We start from the raw sequence: 20,673 nt of genomic DNA, 5'->3' as shown, positions 1-20,673 counted from the left end.
GAGCGCGCTGCCGACTTGCTGCGAGGCGTTCAGCAACGCCGCCGCGAGCCCTGCCTCCTCGGCAGGCACACCCGCGTTGGCTGCGGTGGTGACGCCGACGAAAACGGCACCGAGGCCCAGCGACACGATCATCAGTCCCGGGAACAGATCGGCGAGATAGGCGCCGTCGACCGGGATCCGGGACAGGTAGAACAGGCCCGCCGCCGCCACCATCGCGCCCACGACGGTAACCGGGCGGGTTCCGATGCGTGTGAGCAACTGGGAGGAGATTCCGGCTGCGACGCCGACGCCCAGACAGAGCGGAAGGTACGCCGCCCCCGTCTGCATGGGGGAATAGCCCAGAACGTTCTGCATGTAGAGGGTGAGGAAGAAGAACATCGCGAGCAGACCGGCGAACGCGATCAGCCCCGTGACATTTGCCGCCGCCAGGCCCTTGATGCGGAAGATCGACAGCGGCAGCAGTGGATCGGGGCTGCGCTGCTCGTTCACCAGGAACGCGACGATCAGGACGAATGCTCCGGCGAACGCGCCGATCGTGCGGGCCGACCCCCACCCGTGGTCGGGCGCCTCGACCAGTGCGTAGACGAACATCAGCATCCCGCCGGTACCGAGCACGCCGCCCACCAGGTCGAAGTCCGCGAACCTGGCGCGGCGGCGGTCGTCGGGAATCAGCGCGTAGACCGCGGGCAGCACGAGAACGCACGCCACCGGGTTGACGAACAACACCCATCGCCAGCCCGGGCCCTCGGTGAGCACACCACCGAGAAACACCCCGACCGCCGACGCGAGACCGCCCACGCCGGCCCAGACACCGAGCGCGGTATGGCGTTCGGACCCTTCCTCGAATGTCGTCGTCAGGATCGACAGCGCGGCCGGAAGCATCAGCGCCGCACCGACACCCTGCGCCAGCCGGGCACCGACAAGGATCTCGGCGTTGCCGGCGAAACCACCGACCAGCGAGGACAATCCGATGACGACGGTGCCGGTGACGAGGACGCGACGGCGGCCGAGGAGGTCGGCGAGGCGACCGCCGAGCAGCATGAACCCGCCGTAGGTGATGAGATAGCCGCTGGGCACCCACTGCAGTTGCTGCACCGAGAAGTTCAGGTCGCTGCGTATGTCGGGCAGCGCGATGTTGACGATGGACGCGTCGACGAAGTCGAGAAAAGCCACGGCGCACAACAACGTCAGGGTGAGTCTGCCGCGGGCGGTGGAAAGAAACTGCGGTGTCGTAGCCGATTGTCGCGATCCGGACGTGCCGGTGATCGAGGTGTCCATGATGGAAGCCTTCCTGTGTTCTTCGGTCGTCACTTCTATGACCGACGGCCCGGCGGCGATGTGACCGCGCGCAGGCCGCGGCGCGAGTAGTGTCGGAACCCGGCAGGTCACGGAAACGGGAGGCTGGCATGGCTGGACGGTTCGAAGGCACTGCGGTGATCGATCGCCCCATCGAGGAAGTGTTCGAGTACCTCGCCGCCGGGGTCAACGACCGGGAGTTCAGCCCGCGGGTCCAGGAGATCGTGAAGAAGACGGACGGTCCTCCCGGAGTCGGCACCGTCTTCGTCAGCACTGTCAAGGATGCGGGAATGACCACGAAGCGGGAATTCGAGATCACCGAATTCGAGGCACCGCGGAAGATTCGCTGGGCGGAGCGATCGACGAACTCCGTGACCGCGAAAGAGGGCGGTTACGACCTCGAACCGTCGGGCGCAGGCACCAGGGTGACGATCTTCAACGTGCTGGAGGGGCACGGGATCGGAAAACTGATCGCGCCCCTCGCGCTGCGGGCGGCCCGCAAGGACGCGCCCGCTTTCGCGCAGCGAATCAAGGCTGCCGCGGAGAAGTGACCGGCGCTACGGCGCCGGAATGACGAGCGCCAGTATCTGATCGACGCCCTCGGCGAGGGCGTCCGCCGCCGTGTCGTCGCCCGACAGATACCGGGCGAGACTCTGCTGGAACAGCCCGTCGAACACGGCGTACATGGTGGGCGGGGCGATCGTGATCGTGCGTCCCGCCAGTTCCGCGTACCGGGACACGATGCGCCAGATCATGTTTTCGAGACTCTGGTCGATCGCGGCGACGTCGGCGCGGAACGACTCCTCGAACAGCGACTGCGAGCGGAGGTCGTACCAGAGGCGATGCATCGAGGCCTCGCCGCGGAGCGAATCCATCAGCACCCGGCCGAATCCCGCCTTCAACTCCTCGGGCGTCTGCGCCGTGGCGACCACGCCGTCGTAGCGCGTGACGCAGCGCGCCTTGTAGTGCTTTACGCAGTGCGTGATCAGATCGACCTTGTCGCTGAAGTAGTAGTGCAGAACGCCGTGGGAGAACTCGGAGTTCTGGGCGATCTCCCGGAGGCTGGTGCGGGCGTATCCGAGTTCCGAGAGGGTCTGCAACGCGGCCTCGGCGAGTTGATCCCGGCGCTCGGCGAATTTGTCGACCTGGCGGCGCGAGACCCGGTCGGCGTTCTTCTCGGCGACGGGTGTCACGGCATTCTTCCTGTTCGGCTCGCGGAGTCCAGCACGGTGAGCATCAGTCTAGCCCGCGTTCCTTGACGACTGTGTAACAAAATCTTGACAGTCGTAAAGGGAATTCTTGACAGTCGTCCAAAGTCGAATACGCTGTGATCCACACCACAATGCGAACAGTTACTCGTGACGTGGTTTCCGCGAAACGTCTCGGTGCGAAGGCAGGTCGGAATGAGTGTGCGTGATCTTGCAGGACGAAAAGCGCTGGTCACCGGTGGTGCGAAGGGGCTGGGGGCCGGAATGGCCGCCGCCCTCGCCGACGCCGGTGCGGCGGTCGTGATCGGCGACGTCCTCGAGGAAGAGGGACGCGCGACCGCCGACTCGCTCGGGAAGTCCGGTGTCGACACCGGATTCGTGACCCTCGACGTCACCGACGACGGCAACTGGGAGCGCGCCGTCGCTGCCACCGTGGAGCAACTCGGCGGACTCGACCTCCTCGTCAACAACGCCGGCATCGAGATCTCGTCACTCGTGGTCGACATCGATCCCGCCGACGTCCGCCGGATGTGCGACGTGAACATCCTCGGTGTCGCGCTCGGCTTGAAGCACGGTCTGCGCGCGATGCGTCCCGGCGGTGCCGCGGGCGCGGGAGGGTCGATCGTCAACGTCTCCTCGGTGGCCGCCACCATCCCGTTCCCCGGCATCGCCGGCTATTCCGCCACGAAGTCCGCCGTCGACCGGCTCACCCGGGTCGCGGCGCAGGAAGCGGGAAAACTGGGGTACGGCGTCCGCGTGAACTGTGTGTACCCGGGGCTGGTCGCCACGGAGATGGGACTCGGGCTGGCCGCCGACATGGAGCGGCTCGGATTGTGGCCCAGCGCCGACGCCGCGGTCGCCGACGTGATCGGCCTGACCCCGCTCGGGCGGCTCGGTGAGGTCGCGGACATCGCCGACACCGTCGTCTTCCTGGCTTCCGACGCCGCCCGCTTCGTCACCGGAATCGGCCTGCCGGTCGACGGTGGCATGGGCATGTAATTCGACCGCTCCGGCTCTCCCCGCATTCACCGAAAGGCACGTCATGACCGACAAGAAGCCCGTCATCGTCTACGGAGTCTCCGGTTACACCGGGCGGCTCGTGTGTGAATACCTGCGCGAGTTCAACATTCCGTTCATCGCCGCCGGCCGGGACAAGAAGCGAATTCAGGAAGTGGTCGACCGGATCCCCGGCCTGGACACCGTCGACCACGAGGTCGTCGAGGTGGAACACACCGTTCCGGCGCTGACGGAGCTGTTCAGCGGCGCGCGGGTGGTCAGCAACATGGTCGGCCCGTTCATCAAGCACGGCGCCGTCGTCGTCGAGGCGGCCCTCGCCGCGGGATGCCACTACACCGACACGACCGGGGAGCAGGACTGGGTTCTGGACGTGCAGGCGAAGTTCGGCGACCAGTTCGCGGAGAAGGGGCTGCTGCTGTCTCCCGGCGTCGCCCAGATGTACACCACCGGCGAGATCGCGGCGAACATCGCGCTCGAGACGCCGGGGCTGGACACACTCGACATTCTGGTGCTGTGGAAGGGTTTTCCCACCTACGCGTCCACGCAGACGATCTTCACGATCCTCAAGGCCGACTGGTACTACCTGGAGCAGAACCGGTACGTGAAGTGGGACCCAGGTACCACTTTCGACGTCGTGGTGCCGGGACAGCACCAGATGGCCCTCGCGCTGCCGTGGGGCGGCACCTGCCACCCCGTGTGGTTCAAGGACGATCCGCGGGTGGCGAACGTGAAGGCGGCCGGCGGCGTGTTCGACCGCTCCGTGATGGAGGGCGTCGTCGCGACCCAGAAGATGGTCGAGGAGCAGATCAAGACCCTCCCCGCGGACGAGCAGGACGCGGCGCTCGCGGAGATCGCCGGCTCCGTGCAGGCAGGGATGCCGCCCAGGGAGAACCCCCGCGTCAACACGTCGCTCGACTCCGTGTACGCGTCGGGTCCGCTCGGCCGGGCGCACTGCGTCATCCACGGAAACTGCAACTACAAGCAGACGGGACTCCTGCAGGCGTACGCCGCGCACTCCCTGTTGCAGCAGCCCCCGAAGCGAACCGGCCTCGCATCGGCGTGTCAGGCATTCGGGCATCGCGAACTCCTCGGAGCCCTGCGCAGTTTCGGCCTCGTGATGGAGCCGGTGCTCACCGTGCAGAGCTGATCGTCCCGGCCGCGACCGTCAGGAGGACAGCACCATGCGATTGACCGACTACCTCGACAAGGGCGCCTCGCTCGGACCGTCGTCGCCGTGCCTGACGATGGGCGAGCGGACGCTGACGTACGCGGACGTCCAGGACCTCAGCCGGCGGGTCGCCGCGGCGCTGGCACGGTCGGGGATCGCCGCGGGCGACAAGGTGGCCGTGCTGTCCGGCAACGACCCGACAGCATTCTCCTGCGTGTTCGGGATCAGCCGGGCGGGGGCTGTGTGGTGCCCGATCAACCCGCGGAACGAAGCCGCGGAAAACAGGGACCTGCTCGACCTCTTCGACTGTCGCTGCCTGATCTTCCAGAAAGCGTTCGCGCCCTTGGTCGATCGGATCCGGCAGCAGCTGCCGCTGCTCACGACGCTCGTGTGCCTCGACGGAGACGAGGCGTACGCCGACGCGTTCGACACCTGGCTGGGGACCGAACGCCTCGACGCCGAGCCCGTCGACGACCTCGCGCTGATCGTCGGTACCGGTGGGACGACGGGACGTCCGAAGGGCGTGATGCTCACCGGCCGGAACATCGAGACGATGTCGGCGCTGACCCTGATGAGTTACCCGTTCGACGGCCGACCGGTGTACCTCGCTCTCGCGCCGCTGACCCACGCGGCGGGTGTCCTGTGCTTTCCGATCCTCGCCCTCGGCGGGCAGGTGGTCATCATGCCGGCGCCCGATCTCGGGCAGTTCCTCGCGCACATCGAACGGGACCGCGTCACCCACACCTTCCTCCCGCCGACCCTGATCTACATGCTGCTCGACCACGCCGACCTGGAGACGACGGACCTGAGTTCGCTGCAATGCTTCTGGTACGGCGCGGCGCCGATCTCGCCGACGCGGCTGAGCGAGGCGCTGACCCGGATCGGGCCGGTGATGGCCCAGTTGTTCGGGCAGAGCGAGGCGCCGATGATGATCGCGACGATGGCACCGAAAGACCATTTCCTGGCGGACGGCTCGGTGGCGACCGCCCGATTGAGCTCCGCGGGCCGACCCTCCCCGCTGGTCACGGTCGCGATCATGGACGGGCAGGGGGCGTTGCTGCCGGCCGGACAGCGGGGCGAAGTGGTCGTGCGCAGCTCCCTCGTCATGTCGGGGTACTACAAGAATCCCGTTGCGACGCAGGAGGCGTCGGCACACGGCTGGCATCACACGGGCGACATCGGGTACCTCGACGAGGACAACTTCCTGTACATCGTCGACCGCGCCAAGGACATGATCATCACCGGCGGATTCAACGTCTATTCCGTCGAGGTGGAACAGGCGCTCATGGCGTACCCGGGCATCCAGGACTGCGGGGTGATCGGGCTCCCCGACGAGAAATGGGGCGAACGCGTCGTCGCCGTCGTCCAGACGCGAACCGGAAAGCCTGTCGAGGCCGACGCGCTCACGGCGTTTGTGAAGGCGCGCATCGGCAGCGTGAAGACGCCGAAGGAGATCCTGGTCTGGCCTGATCTGCCTCGTTCGAAACTCGGGAAGGTCCTGAAGAACGAGATCAAACAGCAGTTGCTCGGCTGACGGCGGACGCCCGGCACGCGGGCCTCGAAACGCGGGGGACCGGAACGTGGGATTCGCGGTGAGTGGCGATACTGTCGGGTGATGGTGAATGGGCACGTACTCAGCAGGGAACGGCTCGCCGACGCGCTGGCCCGCTTCGAACCACGGATCGTGGACCCGGCGAACCGGCGGTCCGCGGCGGTCGTGATCGCCGTGATGAACGACGGCGCGGACGGTCAGGCCGTTCCGCTGACCAGGCGCCCGAGCAAGATGCGTGCGCATCCGGGGCAGTTCGCGTTGCCCGGCGGCGGGGTGGATCCGGGGGAGACCGGCGAGGACGCCGCCCGGCGCGAACTGCACGAGGAGCTCGGCCTCGACGTGGAGCCGTCCGCGGTGCTCGGCAGACTCGACGACTACGTCACCCGCTCCGGGTACGTCATCACGCCCTTCGTCGTGTGGTCGGAGCAGTCGATTACCTCGCTCGTCCCCAATCGCGAGGAAGTGGCGGAAGTGTTCTCGGTGGGCGTTGCCGAGATCGATGCCGAGCCGCGATTCGTGGAGATTCCCGAATCGTCGAAGCCGGTGATCCAGTGGCCGTTCCGGCGTCACCTCGTGCACGCCCCGACGGGCGCGGTCGTGTACCAGTTCCGTGAGGTCGCACTGCATGACCGGCACACCCGGATCGACGGTTTCGACCAACCCGTCTTCGCCTGGCGGTAGGTGGCCACGTTCACCGGGATACGCGACTAATCTCACAGTCCGTGACCTTCTTCGAGTCTCTCGCCCGCAAGCTCGACCGCACCGGTGTCGACCCCGTTGTCTGGCACGCCCCGCCGCCCCCTCCGCTCACGGGAGTGCTCGCTCCCAACGGAGTGCTCGACGGCGTGCACCGCTGGGCCCTGCCCAGCGGAGAGGGGCCGGAGGACGTGGCCGTCGATCACGACGGCCGGGTGGTCACCGGAGGAAACGACGGCCGGATCTGGCGGTTCGACAGCCGCGGCGACGCCACCGAACTCGCGAACACGGGTGGGCGGCCCCTCGGGGTCGAGGTCCTCGACGACGGCCGATACCTGATCTGTGACGCCGAGCGCGGCGTGCTGAGGGTGGACGAGAAGGGGCGCGTCGACGTGCTCGCCGACACCGCGGTCGGGCACCCGCTCGTGGCGTGCAACAACTCCGCTGTCGGCCGCGACGGCGTCGTGTACTTTACCGACTCCTCCGCGCACTTCACGATCGCCGACCACCGTTACGATCTCCTCGAACACCGGGGGACCGGCCGCCTGCTGCGTCTCGACCCGCGGACCGGGGAGACCGACCTCCTCGCGGAGGGACTGCAGTTCGCCAACGGCGTGGGACTGGCCTCGGACGAATCGTTCGTCCTCGTCGCCGAGACCGGCTCGTACCAGATCTCCCGCGTCGACCTGACCGGACCGTCGCAGGGCCGGACGTCCGTGTGGGCCGAGAATCTGCCCGGCATCCCGGACAACATGACGTCCGAGACCCGCGACGGGCTGTTCTGGGTGGCGCTCTACAGCCCGCGGATGCGGCTGCTGGATCTGCTCGCGCCGTACCCCGCGCTGCGCATCGTCGCGGCGAACCTGCCCGAAGCCGTCCAGCCGAACCCGGTGCACGCGGGCTGGGTGGTCGCCCTCGATCGGCGTGGCGGGATCGTGCACAGCCTGCGCGGCGGCAAGGGCAGCTACGCACCCGTCACCGGTGTGCGGGAGCACGACGGGTGGCTGTACCTGGGAAGTCTGACCGCGGACGCCGTCGCGCGGGTTCCGCTCCCGCCAGGACCGGACATCGCTGCGGGCGAGTGAGAAGGGTCTGACCTGCTCCGATGGATTCTCCGGGGGACGATCGGCGGACCACCGCCGCGGTTGTGGAAGAGTGGCGAGAGCGGTGCGACGAGCGCCCGAGAACAGGTCCGCACTCGACGCTGGGGAGATATTGGTGAATTCGGTGGACCGGGACACTGTGCGGTCGGACCGGATCGTGACCGTCCCGAATCTCCTGAGCGTGGTGCGCCTCCTCGGAGTGCCGCTGTTCGTGTACCTGCTTCTCGTCACGCACTCCGACGGGTGGGCCCTCGCGATCCTCATGATCAGCGGCTTCACCGACTGGCTCGACGGCAAGCTCGCCCGGATCCTCGACCAGTCGTCGAAGCTGGGTGCGCTGCTCGACCCGTTCGTCGATCGCCTCTACGTCGTCACGACGCTGGTGACGTTCGTCGTGCGCGGATTCATCCCGTGGTGGGTGGCGGCGATCCTGATCGGCCGCGACGTCGTTCTCGCGCTGACACTGCTGATCTACCGGCGACGCGGACTGCCACCCCCCGACGTGATGTACCTCGGCAAGGGGGCCACGTTCCTGCTCATGTTCGCGCTGCCGATCACCCTCGCGGCGCAGGGTGACTGGAGCATCGCCACGGTGGCGGAACCGCTCGGCGCTGCACTCCTGATCTGGGGCACGGTGCTGTACGTGTGGACCGGGCTGCTCTACACCGTCAACGCGCTGACCGTCGCGCGCACCGTTCCCGCGCGAGGATCGGGCGGCGACGAACGCGAGGTCCGCTGATGACGCGAACCGAGTCCGGCGTCCGCAGGAATCCGGTGCCGTCCCTGCTGCAGTCTCTGATGAACGATCATCTGGACCCCGGCTACGAGGGCGCGGCCGAGGATCGCGAGCACGGACATTCGCGGCAGACACGGGTCGGTCGGCAGGTGTGGATCGCGATCGGCGCACTGCTCGTCGGCCTGGTGCTGTCGGTCGCCTACCGGCAGGCCACCGAACGCATCCCGGGCACCGAGCAGGTGCGGTCCGAACTCCTGAGCAAGGTGCAGGACGCGCAGGACCGGGCGGGTGCCCTCGCGGCGACCCGGGACACGTTGACGGCACAGGCGGACGACGCCCGCGCCACCGCGCTGGCCGGCGACGCCCGCGGTGCCGCACTGCTCGACGAGTTACACGGTCTCGAGGGGGACGCCGGGGTCGAGACCGTGCACGGTCCCGGACTGACCGTGACGCTCACCGACCCCGCGGCCAAACCCAACCTGTCCGATTCGTCCCAGCGCAGTGTCGGGGGGAAGGCGGTCGTGCTCGATCGCGACCTGCAGTCGGTGGTCAATTCGCTGTGGGCGGGCGGTGCCGAGGCCATTGCGGTCGGTGACGTGCGAATCGGGCCGTCGGTGACGATCCGGCAGGCGGGCGGCGCGATGCTCGTGGACAATCAGCCGGTGTTCTCGCCGTACGTGGTCTCCGCCATAGGCCCCCAGGGGCCGATGCAGACCGGATTCGTGGTGAGCGACGCCTACCTGCGGATGTCGAGCGTGGCGCAGTTGTACGGCATCGGCTTCGCGGTCGCGGAGGCCGACGATCTCCAGCTGCCCGCCGCCCCGGCGCGGGAAGTGCGGGCGGCCCGGGAAGCAGGAACACGATGACAACGGCGGAGTCGGATGGAGGCGTCACACGAATGAAGGCAGCACTGAAGGGCGGATCCGCGATCTACGGGGTGCTCGCCCTGATCGTGGGAATCGTGCTGGGAGTGGTGTTCAGCCCGCAAGTGCCCGACGCCGTGCAGCCCTACCTGCCCATCGCCGTCGTCGCCGCGCTCGACGCGGTGTTCGGCGGATTGCGCGCATACCTCGACGAGATATTCGACTCGAAGGTGTTCGTCGTCTCGTTCGTGTTCAACGTCCTCGTGGCGGCGCTGATCGTGTGGCTCGGTGACCAACTCGGTGTCGGAACCCAGCTGTCCACCGCGATCGTCGTCGTGCTCGGCATCCGCATCTTCGGCAACGCGGCCGCGCTGCGGCGCCGTCTGTTCGGGGCGTGATCGCGACGTGAGCGGGCACGAGGGCAGACACGAACTGCATGGCAACGAACCCACGACGTCGCGGCGCTCACACGTCGTCTTCGCGCTGCTGGCCGCGCTCCTGCTCGGCGGGCTGGGAATCGCGATCGTGACGCAGGTGAAGAACACCGGGTCCGGCGACACGCTCGACTCGGCGAGCCCCGCGGATCTGCTGGTCGTCCTGGACACGCTGAATCAGCGGGAGGCGGCCCTGCGGCAGGAGATCGCATCGCTGGAACAGACCTTGGCAACCTTGCAACAGAGCGGCAGTTCCGGGGCGGCGCTCGACGAGGCTCAGGCCCGGTTGACGGCCCTGTCGATCCAAGTCGGGAGCGCACCGGCCACCGGCCCCGGCGTGACGCTGCGCATCACCGACCCCAACAAGGGGGTCGGATCCGAGGTCCTGCTCGACCTCGTCCAGGAACTGCGCGCCGCGGGCGCCGAGGCCGTGCAGATCCAGGGTGCCGACGGCCCGCCCATCCGGATCGGCGTCGACTCCTGGGTGTCCGGTTCGGCAGGCGGCGTGTCGGTGGACGGCCGCAAGGTGAACGCCCCCTACGGAGTTGTCGCCATCGGTGATCCGCCGACTCTGGCGGCCGCCCTGAACATTCCCGGCGGGGTGGTCGACACGGTCGCGCGCAGCGGTGGACAGTTGACGATCGAACAATCGCAGCAGGTCACGATCTCCGCCTTGCGGGAGGCGAAACCTCGCCAATACGCTCAGCCCGGAAATTGATCTTCGCATCCGCCCGCGGATTGCCATCGAAAGGAAGCCACTGTGAGTGAGCTCGAAATCCCCGCCGATCGTCGGTACACCGCCGAACACGAGTGGGTCGAGCGGACGGGGCCCACGACGGTACGCGTCGGCATCACCGATTTCGCGCAGTCCCAGCTCGGCGACGTCGTGTTCGTCCAGCTTCCGGCCGTCGACGAGGACGTGACGGCGGGCGAATCGTTCGGCGAGGTGGAATCCACCAAGAGCGTCTCCGACATCTTCGCCCCGCTGACGGCGAAAGTCGTTGCCGCCAACGCTGATCTGGACGGCAACCCGGAACTCGTGAACTCCGCGCCCTACGGGCAGGGGTGGCTGGTGGAACTCGGCGTCGACGACGAGGCGACCCTCGACGCCGCACTGGCCGAAATGCTGGACGCCGCCGGGTATGCAGACATCACGGCAGGATAATTTGCCGCCGAACACGCGAAGCGGTAATCGGATAGTTTCGGAAGGTGCCGACAGCCCGGAAAACGGGGTTGCCGGAGAAATCCGCTGTCGGAATACCGGTTCGTAATGTACTGGCGGCCTGTCTCACTACACGCACCGGCGTGCGCAGGGTACGGTCAATGTTGAACGCATGTGCCGTGTCGGGGCGCAGGTCCGTAGTTTGAATGTGATCGTGGGAGTTTGCACAGAAGTTAATGTGCACGGGAACCGAATTATGTAGTACCGAGTGGCATTGCGTAGTCCAGCGAATCTTGCTGGATGATCGAACTAGGAGGAGAAACGGTGAGCGAGAACGGCAACGACGCGGTCTATGGGGAGACGCCGGCGGAAACCACGTCGGTCTTCCGCGCGGACTTTCTCAATGAGCTCGACAACTCCTCGGCAACCCAGGCTCCGGAGGCTCCGGTGTCGGGTGTGGAGGGACTGCCCGCGGGCTCTGCTCTGCTCGTCGTCAAGCGTGGACCGAACGCAGGGTCGCGCTTCCTGCTCGACCAGCCGACGACGTCCGCAGGACGGCATCCCGACAGCGACATCTTCCTCGACGACGTGACCGTCAGCCGTCGTCATGCGGAGTTCCGCCAGGAGGACGACGAGTTCCAGGTGGTCGACGTCGGCAGCCTCAACGGCACCTATGTCAACCGTGAGCCGGTCGACTCGGCAGTCCTCGCGAACGGCGACGAGGTGCAGATCGGCAAGTTCCGGCTGGTCTTCCTGACCGGACCCCGGACCACGGCCGGTGGGTCGCAGATCGGTGAGACGTCAGCTGGTGCGGGTAGCCAATGACCGCGGTGCGGCAGCAGCAGGCGCATTCGGGGATGTCGATCGGCTCCGTGCTGGATCGACTGCGCCCCGATTTTCCTGATGTGACGATCTCGAAGATCCGATTCCTCGAAGCCGAGGGTCTCATCAGCCCGCAGCGCACTCCCTCGGGGTATCGGCGATTCTCGATTGCCGACACTGAACGACTGCGCTACGTCCTGACGGCGCAGCGCGATCAGTATCTGCCGCTGAAGGTCATCAAGGAGCAGCTCGAGGCCATCGACAGAGGTGTGGCCACGGTCGGCGCAGGCGATTCTTCGCCGCGCCGGCCGCGCGCGCTCACCGTGGCCCCGGGAGAGGTGTCCCCGGAGGAATTCCGCCCCGACCGCGAGGTGCGGATCAGCCGCGACGACCTGATCTCCCGGGCCGGGATCGACGAGAAATTCCTCGTCGAGCTGACCCGGGGCGGCCTGGTGGTTCCCGGGCCCGCGGGGTTCTTCGACGAAGACGCGGTGACCCTGGCGCGCACCGCGAGGGCGATGTCCGAGTTCGGACTCGAGGTGCGGCACCTGCGGGCGTTCAAACTGGCCGCCGACCGCGAGGCCGGGTTGGTCGCGCAGATCGCCGGGCCCGTCGCCAAGGGCCGCGACGCCGGCGCACGGGATCGCGCCGAGGAGATGGTGCGGGAACTGGCCGCGCTGTCTCTGACGTTGCACACATGCCTGGTGAAGTCGGCCGTCCGAGGTGCGCTCGATCGGTGAGGTGAGTTCGCCGGCGGTCCCACCTCGGAACTTCCCAACGACGCTGCGCTCGAACGGCTGTACGGTCGAAGAGCAGACACGAATCGAATAGAATCCTGGTACGGCATTGTGTGCCGCGGACGGACCATTGCAGGGTGGAGGCAGACGCGATGAGCGAAATGCACGTGATCGGAGTTCGTGTCGAGCAGCCCCAGAATCAACCTGTCCTGCTGCTGCGGGAAACCGACGGCGAGCGGTACCTGCCCATCTGGATCGGGCAGACCGAGGCCACCGCCATCGCACTCGAGCAGCAGGGTGTCGAGCCGGCGCGTCCGCTGACCCACGACCTGATCAAGAACCTGATCGAAGCGTTCGGTCGCACTCTGAAGGAAGTCCGCATCGTCGAGCTCCGCGAGGGCACGTTCTACGCCGACCTGGTGTTCGACCAGAACACTCGCGTCTCGGCCCGCCCGTCCGACTCCATCGCCATCGCACTGCGCATCGGGGTCCCGATCTTCGCCGAGGAATCGGTGCTCACGGAGGCCGGTCTGGTCATGCCCGACGAGCGTGAGGACGAGGTCGAGAAGTTCAAGGAATTCCTCGAGTCCGTGTCGCCGGACGATTTCAAGGCCACCGACGGCTAGTTTCTCCAGCGGAAGAGCCGCCGGCGCAGTAACGGTTGAGGTTCTTCCGGCGCGTTGCGTTGACCCGGTCTCCTCGGAGTCATAGCGTTCGGTGCAGTGATTTTCTGCCCTGCAGATTGTATCGGGCGTACGCTGAGTAGGTTCAGGGTACGGACTAGCTCGATGTCACTGGTGGCGCTTGCGCCGCTCGATGTGCTGCGGATTGCCGCGGACACTGGCGACGCGCGTCACAGGCGCACTGATCGTCGGGTTCAGTGCAACATGCGAGAGGGAGTAGTCAGTGGGAGATCGGCCGCAGGAGAATGCGCTGAATCTTGCGCCCGGCGACAACGTTGCCGAGCCCGAGTTCAGCTCCGAGGAGATCCAGCCGGGCCTCTTCCCGGACGATTCCGTGCCCGACGACCTCGTCGGATACCGCGTCCCCATCGCCTGCCAGATCGCGGGAATCACCTACCGCCAGCTCGATTACTGGGCTCGCACATCCCTCGTGGTGCCGTCCATCCGTGGCGCGGCCGGGTCGGGCAGCCAACGGCTGTACTCGTTCAAGGACATCCTCGTCCTCAAGATCGTCAAGCGCCTGCTCGACACCGGAATCTCCTTGCAGAACATTCGCGTGGCCGTCGACCACCTGCGTAAGCGCGGAGTGCGGGACTTGGCCAAGATCACACTTTTCTCGGACGGGACCACGGTCTACGAGTGCACGTCGGCCGAGGAGGTCGTCGACCTGCTCCAGGGTGGGCAGGGTGTGTTCGGTATCGCGGTCAGTGGTGCAATGCGCGAACTGACCGGCACCATCGCCGATTTCCCCGCAGAGCGCGCCGACGGCGGCGAGAGCGAGCAGAGCCCCGAGGACGAGCTGGCGTCGCGGCGCAAGAACCGCGCGAGCCGCAAGACGGGCTAGGCCGCAACCCCTGGAGCGCGGCGCTGGTGGCGCCGCTCTCTGTGCTCGTGACATAGACTGGCGGTGCGTCGACGCCGTGCGGGAGAGTTCCGGGCACTGCATGCACAGCAGCATCGTGTGTGTGGGAGTTCGGGCGCCGAAGGAGCAACACCTCCCCGTCAATCTCTCAGGCAAACAGGACCGTGCGGGCTCCGACGCCTCTGGAAAGCGGTGGGAGCACCCACCCGCCCACGGGGAAAGGGCCGTCTTCACACGTGAACGACGGTACCGAATCTCTCAGGCGCTCGACCCGAGCAGGCGACAGAGGGGGAGGGACGTTCCGCAGAGCGGGGCGTGTCCTGGTCCTCCGAACTGCTTGGGAGTTGTCGTGATCGACGCTGGAAGCCGTACATTCGCCGATCGTCATGTCGGCCCGAACGCTGCGGAACTCGCGCACATTCTCGAACTGGTCGGGGCCGATTCGCTGGACGACCTCGCGTCGAAAGCCGTTCCCGCCGTCATCCTGGACGGGGTCACGAGTGGGATCGCCGACGGCCTCGACGCCCTGCCCGCACCGGTCTCCGAGCACGAGGCGCTCGCCGAACTGTCCGCACTCGCCGCGCAGAACACCGTGGCGACGTCCATGATCGGGCTCGGCTACTACGACACCCTCACCCCGCCGGTTCTGATCCGGAACATCATCGAGAACCCGGCCTGGTACACGGCCTACACGCCGTACCAGCCCGAAATCAGCCAGGGCCGCCTCGAGGCCCTCCTCAACTTCCAGACGATGGTCGCCGACCTGACCGGCATGGAGGTCGCCAACTCGTCGATGCTCGACGAGGCCACCGCCGCCGCCGAGGCGATGACCCTGCTGCGCCGGGCGAGCAAGAGCAAGTCCCCGCGGTTCGTCGTCGACGCCGACCTGTTCCCGCAGACGCTGGCCGTCGTCGAGACCCGGGCCGAGCCGCTCGGCATCGAGATCGTGGTGGCCGACCTGTCCGCAGGCCTGCCGGACGGCGACTTCTTCGGCGTCCTCGGGCAGATGCCCGGCGCGTCCGGCCGCATCGCCGACTACGCCGACGTAATCGCCGCAGCCCACGAGCGCGGCGCACTGGTCGCGGTCGGAGCGGACCTGCTGGCGCTGACTCTCCTCACCCCGCCCGGCGAGATCGGTGCCGACGCCTGCTTCGGCACCACCCAGCGGTTCGGTGTCCCCATGGGCTTCGGTGGCCCGCACGCCGGCTACCTGGCCGTGCACACCAAGCACGCACGCCAGCTCCCCGGCCGCCTGGTGGGCGTCTCCGTCGACGCCGACGGCGACAAGGCCTACCGGCTGGCACTGCAGACCCGCGAGCAGCACATTCGCCGTGAGAAGGCGACCTCGAACATCTGCACCGCGCAGGTGCTCCTCGCGATTCTCGCGGCCATGTACGCCAGCTACCACGGCGCCGAGGGTCTGAAGGCGATCGCGCTGCGCGTCGCGAACACGGCACATTCCCTGGCGGCCGCCCTCCGCAAGACCGGGTCCGTCGTCGTGCACGAGCAGTTCTTCGACACGATCCTCGTGCGCGTCGACGGCCGGGCGGCGGACGTCGTGGCGAAGGCGAAGGACGCCGGCATCAACCTGCGGCTCGTCGACGCCGATCACGTCGCCGTCGCCTGTGACGAGGCCACCACCGACGACGACGTCGCCCACGTGCTGGCGGCGTTCGGCGGCGATGGCGCCGTGGCCCCCGAGGCGGGCACGTCCGTCCCGGACGCGCAGCTCCGCGGATCCGACTACCTGCAGCACGAGGCGTTCACCCGGTACCGCACCGAAACGGCGATGCTGCGCTACCTGCGGGCGTTGTCCGACAAGGACATCGCACTCGACCGCAGCATGATCCCGCTGGGCTCCTGCACGATGAAGCTCAATGCGACCGCCGAGATGGAAGCGATCACCTGGCCCGCATTCGCCGGACTGCACCCGTTCGCGCCCACCGGGGACACCCCGGGAATTCTCCGCATCATCAAGGACCTCGAGAACTGGCTCGTCGCCGTCACCGGCTACGACGCCGTCAGCCTGCAGCCGAATGCCGGCAGCCAGGGCGAGTACGCCGGACTGCTCGCGATCCGCAACTACCACCTCAGCCGCGGCGACGACCACCGCGACACCTGCCTCATCCCGTCGAGCGCCCACGGCACCAACGCCGCCTCGGCGGTCATGGCCGGGATGCGCGTCGAGGTTGTCGCCTGCCGCCCGAACGGTGACGTGGACCTCGACGATCTGCGGGCGAAGATCGCGGACCACGCAGAGCGCCTCGCGGCGATCATGATCACCTACCCGTCCACCCACGGGGTGTACGAGCACGAGATCGCCGACATCTGCGCCGCCGTCCACGACGCAGGCGGCCAGGTGTACGTCGACGGCGCCAACCTCAACGCCCTGGTCGGTCTGGCCAGGCCCGGACGGTTTGGCGGCGACGTCAGCCACCTCAACCTGCACAAGACGTTCTGCATCCCGCACGGCGGCGGCGGCCCCGGTGTCGGTCCGATCGGTGTGCGGTCGCACCTCACACCGTTCCTGCCCGGACATCCGCTCGCACCCGAACTCGGCACCGCAGGCCCGATCTCCGCGGCCCCGTACGGCAGCGCGTCGATCCTGCCCATCACGTGGGCGTACATCCGGATGATGGGCGCCGTCGGACTGCGCCGCGCCAGCCTGACCGCCATCGCGTCGGCCAACTACATCGCGCGCCGCTTGGACGAGTACTTCCCCGTCCTCTACACGGGCGAGGGCGGAATGGTGGCCCACGAGTGCATCCTCGACCTCCGGCCGATCACCAAGGACACCGGTGTGACCGTGGACGACGTCGCAAAGCGTCTCGCCGACTACGGTTTTCACGCACCGACGATGAGCTTCCCGGTGGCGGGCACGCTGATGGTGGAGCCCACCGAGAGCGAGAACCTCGAAGAGATCGACGCCTTCTGTGAGGCGATGATCGCGATCCGCGCCGAGATCGACCGCGTCGGCTCGGGGGAGTGGACGGTGGACGACAACCCGCTGCGCGGCGCCCCGCACACGGCGGGCTGCCTGGCGGCGGAATGGAACCACCCCTACACCCGCGAGACGGCGGTGTTCCCCCGCGGCAAGGCCCGGCCGAAGGTGTGGCCCGCGGTGCGCCGCATCGACGGCGCGCACGGCGACCGCAACCTCGTGTGCTCCTGCCCGCCGATCTCCGCATTCGAAGGCGCCTGACACCGGAGGCCCGTCCCGCTTCGGCGGGACGGGTCCCGCCTCAGTCCGTGCGCAGGTCAGTCCGTGCGCAGGTCAGTCCGCGCGCACCAGTTCGAGGATCGTGATCTCCGGTGGGGCGCCGACCCGCACGGGCGGTCCCCACGCGCCGACGCCGCGGGTCGTGTAGAGGACGGTGTTCCCGATCCGGTCGAGTCCCGCCACCGACGGCTGCTGCAGGGGCACCAGGTAATTCAGCGGCCACATCTGGCCACCGTGCGTGTGCCCCGACAGTTGCAGGTCCACACCGAGATCCGACGCCTCCAGGGCCTGTCGCGGTTCGTGCGCGAGCAGCACGACGAACGTCGACGGATCGCGCCCCGCGAGCGCGGCAGGGAGGTCCGGTTCGTACGGGGCCGGCGACGAGTAGTCGTGGATGCCCGCGATGTCGATGGCGGCGCCGTCCCGCGTGATCGTCGCGTGTTCGTTGCGCAGCGTCCTGATGCCCAGGCGGTCCCACACATCGAGCCACCGGCCACCGTCGTCGGCGTAGAACTCGTGGTTGCCGCTGACCCCGAACACCCCGAGCGGGGCTTCGAGGTCGCCGAGCGGCAGTAGGTCGGGCGCTACCTTCGCGACGGTCCCGTCGACCAAATCGCCCGCGATCGCGACGAGATCCGGCCGCTCCGCGTTCACGAGATCGACCACGCGGCGCGTGAAATCGACTCCTCGCGCCGGGCCGACGTGCAGGTCGGAGACGAGCGCCACGCGCACACCCTCGAACTCGGCGGGGAGGCGCTGCAGCGGTACCCGGACCCGCACGATCCGTGGACGAGCGGCCTCGCGCACCCCGTAACCGGCAGCGGCGACGGCACCCACGACCACGACCGCGGTGGCGACGCGCAGACCTCGCCGACGGGACAGATCGACCTGTTCGTCGCGCCCTCTGCCGCGCAGGCGGGCGAACAGCCGGGTGAGCAGCGACACCAGGGCGACTAGGAGAAGTCCGAGCACCAGATAGAACATCGCGCCGAGCCACACCCAGCCCACCCACCCCGGTGGACGCGCCCATCCCGGGTCGAAGGCTTCGCCGCTGCCCACGCCGATCACGGCGAGAACCCACAGAACGACGAGGGTCACGTCGACGACCATCGACCAGGGGCGCCCCAAACCGGTGGCCCGGACGAGCCGCCGATGAAGGAACCAGGTGACGAGCGCGAGGAAGACCGCGAAGACCAGGAGCCTCGTCACGACAGAAGCTTGCTGATCGCGGTCGGCAATGCCGCCCCGTCCGAGGACGCGACCTTCTCCAGGGACCCGCCGGTGCGATCGGCCAGCGTCTGCAACGTGTTGAGGTCGGGATTCTCGCCGATCGTCACCACGTCGATGCGGACCGGTTTCGACGTACTCGAGGCCGCGGCGACGGCGGACAGCAAATCCGCGCGCGCGACGGAATCGTCGTTGGCGCCGTCGGTGACGAGCAGAACCGAATTGGTGCGGCCCGGCGTGTATCCGTCGACCGCGCTCTTGTAGGCGGCCTCGAGCGACGTGTAAGTCGAGGATCCGGTGGCGGACGTCGCCTTGGCGAGCCGGGCGTCGAGGGCCTGTCGGCGGGTGCCCTCGGTGAATCCGCCCGCCGACAGGGGACCGGTGGCGACGACGGTCGTGTACGGCCGGGACCCGTCGAGGGTGGTGCTGTACTCCCACAACCCGAGGTTCGACGAGTCCGGGGAACGATTCACGTGGGCGGCCAGCGCCGCCGTCGTGTTCGCCAGGCGTGTCGCCGTCCCCTCGCGTTCGCTCATCGAACTGGAGACGTCGAGCAGGATGGTGGACGTGCGCGGCGAGATCGGATTCCGGATCACCTGCATCAGCTCGGCGGCAGCGGCGGCGTCCGCGGGAACCAGGGTGGATTCGAAACCGGGAAAGGCCAGCGTGGTGTCGTCGGGGCGGGCGAGCCCCTCGACCCGGAAACCGGCGTCGGCCAGGACCTGCGCCTGTTCGGGTCGGCGGACGAATTCCGCGAACTGCGCGGCGGCGCGGCTCTGCGTCTCGTCGACGGACGGGCCCGCCAAGACGGCCGCCGGGTGATCTGCTACGGGCGTCGGGCCTTTCGGCATCGTTGCGGTGATGTCTGCTCCGGGTGCGTCGCGCAGGGCCTGATAGACCTGCTGTTCTGTGGTCGCGACCGCATGGATGGCGGAGGTGGCGGGGTCGCCCTGCTCGGCCAGCGCGGTGAGCGCCTCCCGCGTCGTCGCGGGTTTCGTCCCCGTCGACGCCTCGTATCCGAGCGCCAGATCGGTGAGTGCCGACGTGACAGGCATGGAACGCGCCTGCTCTTCCGTCACCGGGCCGGTGCTGCTTCCGGTGACGGCGGCAGCGACCGCTTCGACGGCCATCTCCGTACTTTCGGCGCCGGCGCCGACGGGGAGCGCCAAGCCCAGGCTGCCCCAGCCCGGTAGACCGAGAGTCGCGAGGGAATCGCGTCCTGTTTGCAGTGACGGCAAGTCCTTCCAGTCGAGCGCCGCCGTGCCCGGTGCGTTCGCGAATGCCGTCCGGACGGCGAGGACCACCGGGCTGGTCGCCAGCGGACGTGCCTCACCGCTGATGACACCGGTCGCCGACACCTGCTTGACGGAATGCGAGCTGGACGGAATCCACAGGGCGGGGCGGGGGCCGAATGCCGCTGCGTCCCACGGGCCGTCGGGGCCCGCGGACAGGGCGTTCCGCACGGTGTCGGACGCGACGGCAGTGACCGTCACCGACACGCACTGGTCGCGTATCACCGGCGCCGTCGCCGTGTACTTGTCGGCGAGAGTCTGCAGCTGGGGTGCGATGTCGGGATCCGCCGCGACCGCGAGCACCGATTCGCCTTCGACGCAGGCGCCGGCGGCCGCCACTCCCTGATCGTTGATCCGGTCACGCAGTTGGATCCAGCCCAGCACGCCGAGCACGAGCACGACGACGAGACCGAGCACGATCAAAGGCCCCTTGCTGATACCCCTGGCGCGCGATTCGCCGCGATGCTGCCCCACGTGCCTTCCAGCCCCTGTCCGACGAGTTCGACGTTGACCCTCGCAGTGTAGTGATGCGTGGTGTCGACCCCCTGATACGTGAGTGGCAAAGTGTGCTCCCGCACGCTTTGCCACTCACGTG

At 68.0% G+C, this 20,673-nt stretch carries 19 protein-coding genes, 1 pseudogene and 1 riboswitch; of the genes and pseudogenes, 16 read left to right on the top strand and 4 right to left on the bottom strand.

The window, feature by feature from the left end:
* Positions 1 to 15: 15 nt before the first annotated feature.
* Positions 16 to 1,278: pseudogene (locus I1A62_RS11200) on the bottom strand (MFS transporter); the annotation flags it as partial.
* Positions 1,279 to 1,406: 128 nt separating this feature from the next.
* On the opposite strand from I1A62_RS11200, the gene I1A62_RS11195 reads away from it, so the two are divergent.
* Entirely contained in the window at positions 1,407 to 1,847 is a 441-nt protein-coding gene (locus I1A62_RS11195) for an SRPBCC family protein (RefSeq protein ID WP_219458723.1), read from the top strand.
* 6 nt (positions 1,848 to 1,853) lie between these two features.
* Here I1A62_RS11195 and I1A62_RS11190 read toward each other — a convergent pair whose 3' ends face one another.
* Positions 1,854 to 2,489: a TetR/AcrR family transcriptional regulator gene (locus I1A62_RS11190; protein ID WP_124394317.1), complete on the bottom strand. Its 636-nt coding sequence runs from the start codon at positions 2,487 to 2,489 to the stop codon at positions 1,854 to 1,856.
* A 210-nt stretch (positions 2,490 to 2,699) separates the two neighbouring features.
* Here I1A62_RS11190 and I1A62_RS11185 point away from each other — a divergent pair, with 210 nt between their 5' ends.
* From I1A62_RS11185 to gcvP, 15 genes are all read left to right on the top strand, one after another.
* A complete protein-coding gene (locus I1A62_RS11185; protein ID WP_124394318.1) occupies positions 2,700 to 3,503 on the top strand; it encodes an SDR family NAD(P)-dependent oxidoreductase in 804 nt (267 codons plus the stop codon).
* A 43-nt stretch (positions 3,504 to 3,546) separates the two neighbouring features.
* Entirely contained in the window at positions 3,547 to 4,668 is a 1,122-nt protein-coding gene (locus I1A62_RS11180) for a DUF5938 domain-containing protein (protein ID WP_072941858.1), read from the top strand.
* A gap of 34 nt (positions 4,669 to 4,702) precedes the next feature.
* Entirely contained in the window at positions 4,703 to 6,223 is a 1,521-nt protein-coding gene (locus I1A62_RS11175) for a long-chain fatty acid--CoA ligase (RefSeq protein WP_219458722.1), read from the top strand.
* 81 nt (positions 6,224 to 6,304) lie between these two features.
* Complete coding sequence (locus I1A62_RS11170; protein WP_124394320.1) at positions 6,305 to 6,922, top strand: CoA pyrophosphatase; 618 nt, start codon at positions 6,305 to 6,307, stop codon at positions 6,920 to 6,922.
* Positions 6,923 to 6,963: 41 nt separating this feature from the next.
* The gene (locus I1A62_RS11165; protein WP_124394321.1) at positions 6,964 to 8,022 is read left to right on the top strand and encodes an SMP-30/gluconolactonase/LRE family protein; all 1,059 of its coding nucleotides are present in this window, start codon (positions 6,964 to 6,966) and stop codon (positions 8,020 to 8,022) included.
* A gap of 133 nt (positions 8,023 to 8,155) precedes the next feature.
* Entirely contained in the window at positions 8,156 to 8,779 is a 624-nt protein-coding gene (locus tag I1A62_RS11160) for a CDP-alcohol phosphatidyltransferase family protein (RefSeq protein ID WP_124394322.1), read from the top strand.
* Positions 8,779 to 9,642 carry a DUF881 domain-containing protein gene (locus I1A62_RS11155; RefSeq protein WP_124394323.1) on the top strand — a complete coding sequence of 288 codons (864 nt, stop codon included), beginning with the start codon at positions 8,779 to 8,781 and terminating at the stop codon, positions 9,640 to 9,642. The genes I1A62_RS11160 and I1A62_RS11155 overlap by 1 nt, the downstream gene beginning before the upstream one ends.
* A 32-nt stretch (positions 9,643 to 9,674) precedes the next feature.
* Entirely contained in the window at positions 9,675 to 10,037 is a 363-nt protein-coding gene (locus I1A62_RS11150) for a small basic family protein (RefSeq protein ID WP_005264197.1), read from the top strand.
* Positions 10,038 to 10,044: 7 nt separating this feature from the next.
* Complete coding sequence (locus I1A62_RS11145; RefSeq protein WP_124394324.1) at positions 10,045 to 10,791, top strand: DUF881 domain-containing protein; 747 nt, start codon at positions 10,045 to 10,047, stop codon at positions 10,789 to 10,791.
* Between the two features lie 42 nt (positions 10,792 to 10,833).
* On the top strand, positions 10,834 to 11,238 hold the full coding sequence (gene gcvH, locus I1A62_RS11140; protein ID WP_087562140.1) for a glycine cleavage system protein GcvH: 405 nt from the start codon (positions 10,834 to 10,836) through the stop codon (positions 11,236 to 11,238).
* A 321-nt stretch (positions 11,239 to 11,559) separates the two neighbouring features.
* Entirely contained in the window at positions 11,560 to 12,060 is a 501-nt protein-coding gene (gene garA / locus I1A62_RS11135) for a glycogen accumulation regulator GarA (protein WP_009473579.1), read from the top strand.
* Entirely contained in the window at positions 12,057 to 12,797 is a 741-nt protein-coding gene (locus I1A62_RS11130; protein ID WP_124394325.1) for a MerR family transcriptional regulator, read from the top strand. Before garA ends, I1A62_RS11130 begins: the two co-directional genes overlap by 4 nt.
* 149 nt (positions 12,798 to 12,946) lie before the next feature.
* The gene (locus tag I1A62_RS11125) at positions 12,947 to 13,420 is read left to right on the top strand and encodes a bifunctional nuclease family protein (protein ID WP_124394326.1); all 474 of its coding nucleotides are present in this window, start codon (positions 12,947 to 12,949) and stop codon (positions 13,418 to 13,420) included.
* A 280-nt stretch (positions 13,421 to 13,700) separates the two neighbouring features.
* A complete protein-coding gene (locus I1A62_RS11120) occupies positions 13,701 to 14,321 on the top strand; it encodes a MerR family transcriptional regulator (RefSeq protein ID WP_012687890.1) in 621 nt (206 codons plus the stop codon).
* A 69-nt stretch (positions 14,322 to 14,390) separates the two neighbouring features.
* Positions 14,391 to 14,514: riboswitch (glycine riboswitch) on the top strand.
* A 174-nt stretch (positions 14,515 to 14,688) separates the two neighbouring features.
* The gene (gene gcvP / locus I1A62_RS11115; protein ID WP_124394327.1) at positions 14,689 to 17,541 is read left to right on the top strand and encodes an aminomethyl-transferring glycine dehydrogenase; all 2,853 of its coding nucleotides are present in this window, start codon (positions 14,689 to 14,691) and stop codon (positions 17,539 to 17,541) included.
* Positions 17,542 to 17,613: 72 nt separating this feature from the next.
* Here gcvP and I1A62_RS11110 read toward each other — a convergent pair whose 3' ends face one another.
* Positions 17,614 to 18,768: a metallophosphoesterase gene (locus I1A62_RS11110; protein ID WP_219458721.1), complete on the bottom strand. Its 1,155-nt coding sequence runs from the start codon at positions 18,766 to 18,768 to the stop codon at positions 17,614 to 17,616.
* Positions 18,765 to 20,552: a substrate-binding domain-containing protein gene (locus tag I1A62_RS11105; protein ID WP_219458720.1), complete on the bottom strand. Its 1,788-nt coding sequence runs from the start codon at positions 20,550 to 20,552 to the stop codon at positions 18,765 to 18,767. The genes I1A62_RS11110 and I1A62_RS11105 overlap by 4 nt, the downstream gene beginning before the upstream one ends.
* Positions 20,553 to 20,673 lie beyond the last annotated feature (121 nt).

It is taken from the genome of Rhodococcus sp. USK10 (assembly GCF_019378875.1).
In the GTDB taxonomy this organism is placed as follows: Bacteria; Actinomycetota; Actinomycetes; order Mycobacteriales; family Mycobacteriaceae; genus Rhodococcus_F; species Rhodococcus_F pseudokoreensis.
Note: the sequence above shows the minus strand (reverse complement) of the source record. Positions and strands in the feature narration are given on the sequence as shown.

Coding starts and splice junctions, on each gene's coding strand:
- I1A62_RS11195 (WP_219458723.1), top strand. CDS start 1,407: ATGGCTGGACGGTTCGAAGGCACTGCGGTGATCGATCGCCCCATCGAG.
- I1A62_RS11185 (WP_124394318.1), top strand. CDS start 2,700: ATGAGTGTGCGTGATCTTGCAGGACGAAAAGCGCTGGTCACCGGTGGT.
- I1A62_RS11180 (WP_072941858.1), top strand. CDS start 3,547: ATGACCGACAAGAAGCCCGTCATCGTCTACGGAGTCTCCGGTTACACC.
- I1A62_RS11175 (WP_219458722.1), top strand. CDS start 4,703: ATGCGATTGACCGACTACCTCGACAAGGGCGCCTCGCTCGGACCGTCG.
- I1A62_RS11170 (WP_124394320.1), top strand. CDS start 6,305: ATGGTGAATGGGCACGTACTCAGCAGGGAACGGCTCGCCGACGCGCTG.
- I1A62_RS11155 (WP_124394323.1), top strand. CDS start 8,779: ATGACGCGAACCGAGTCCGGCGTCCGCAGGAATCCGGTGCCGTCCCTG.
- I1A62_RS11150 (WP_005264197.1), top strand. CDS start 9,675: ATGAAGGCAGCACTGAAGGGCGGATCCGCGATCTACGGGGTGCTCGCC.
- I1A62_RS11130 (WP_124394325.1), top strand. CDS start 12,057: ATGACCGCGGTGCGGCAGCAGCAGGCGCATTCGGGGATGTCGATCGGC.
- I1A62_RS11125 (WP_124394326.1), top strand. CDS start 12,947: ATGAGCGAAATGCACGTGATCGGAGTTCGTGTCGAGCAGCCCCAGAAT.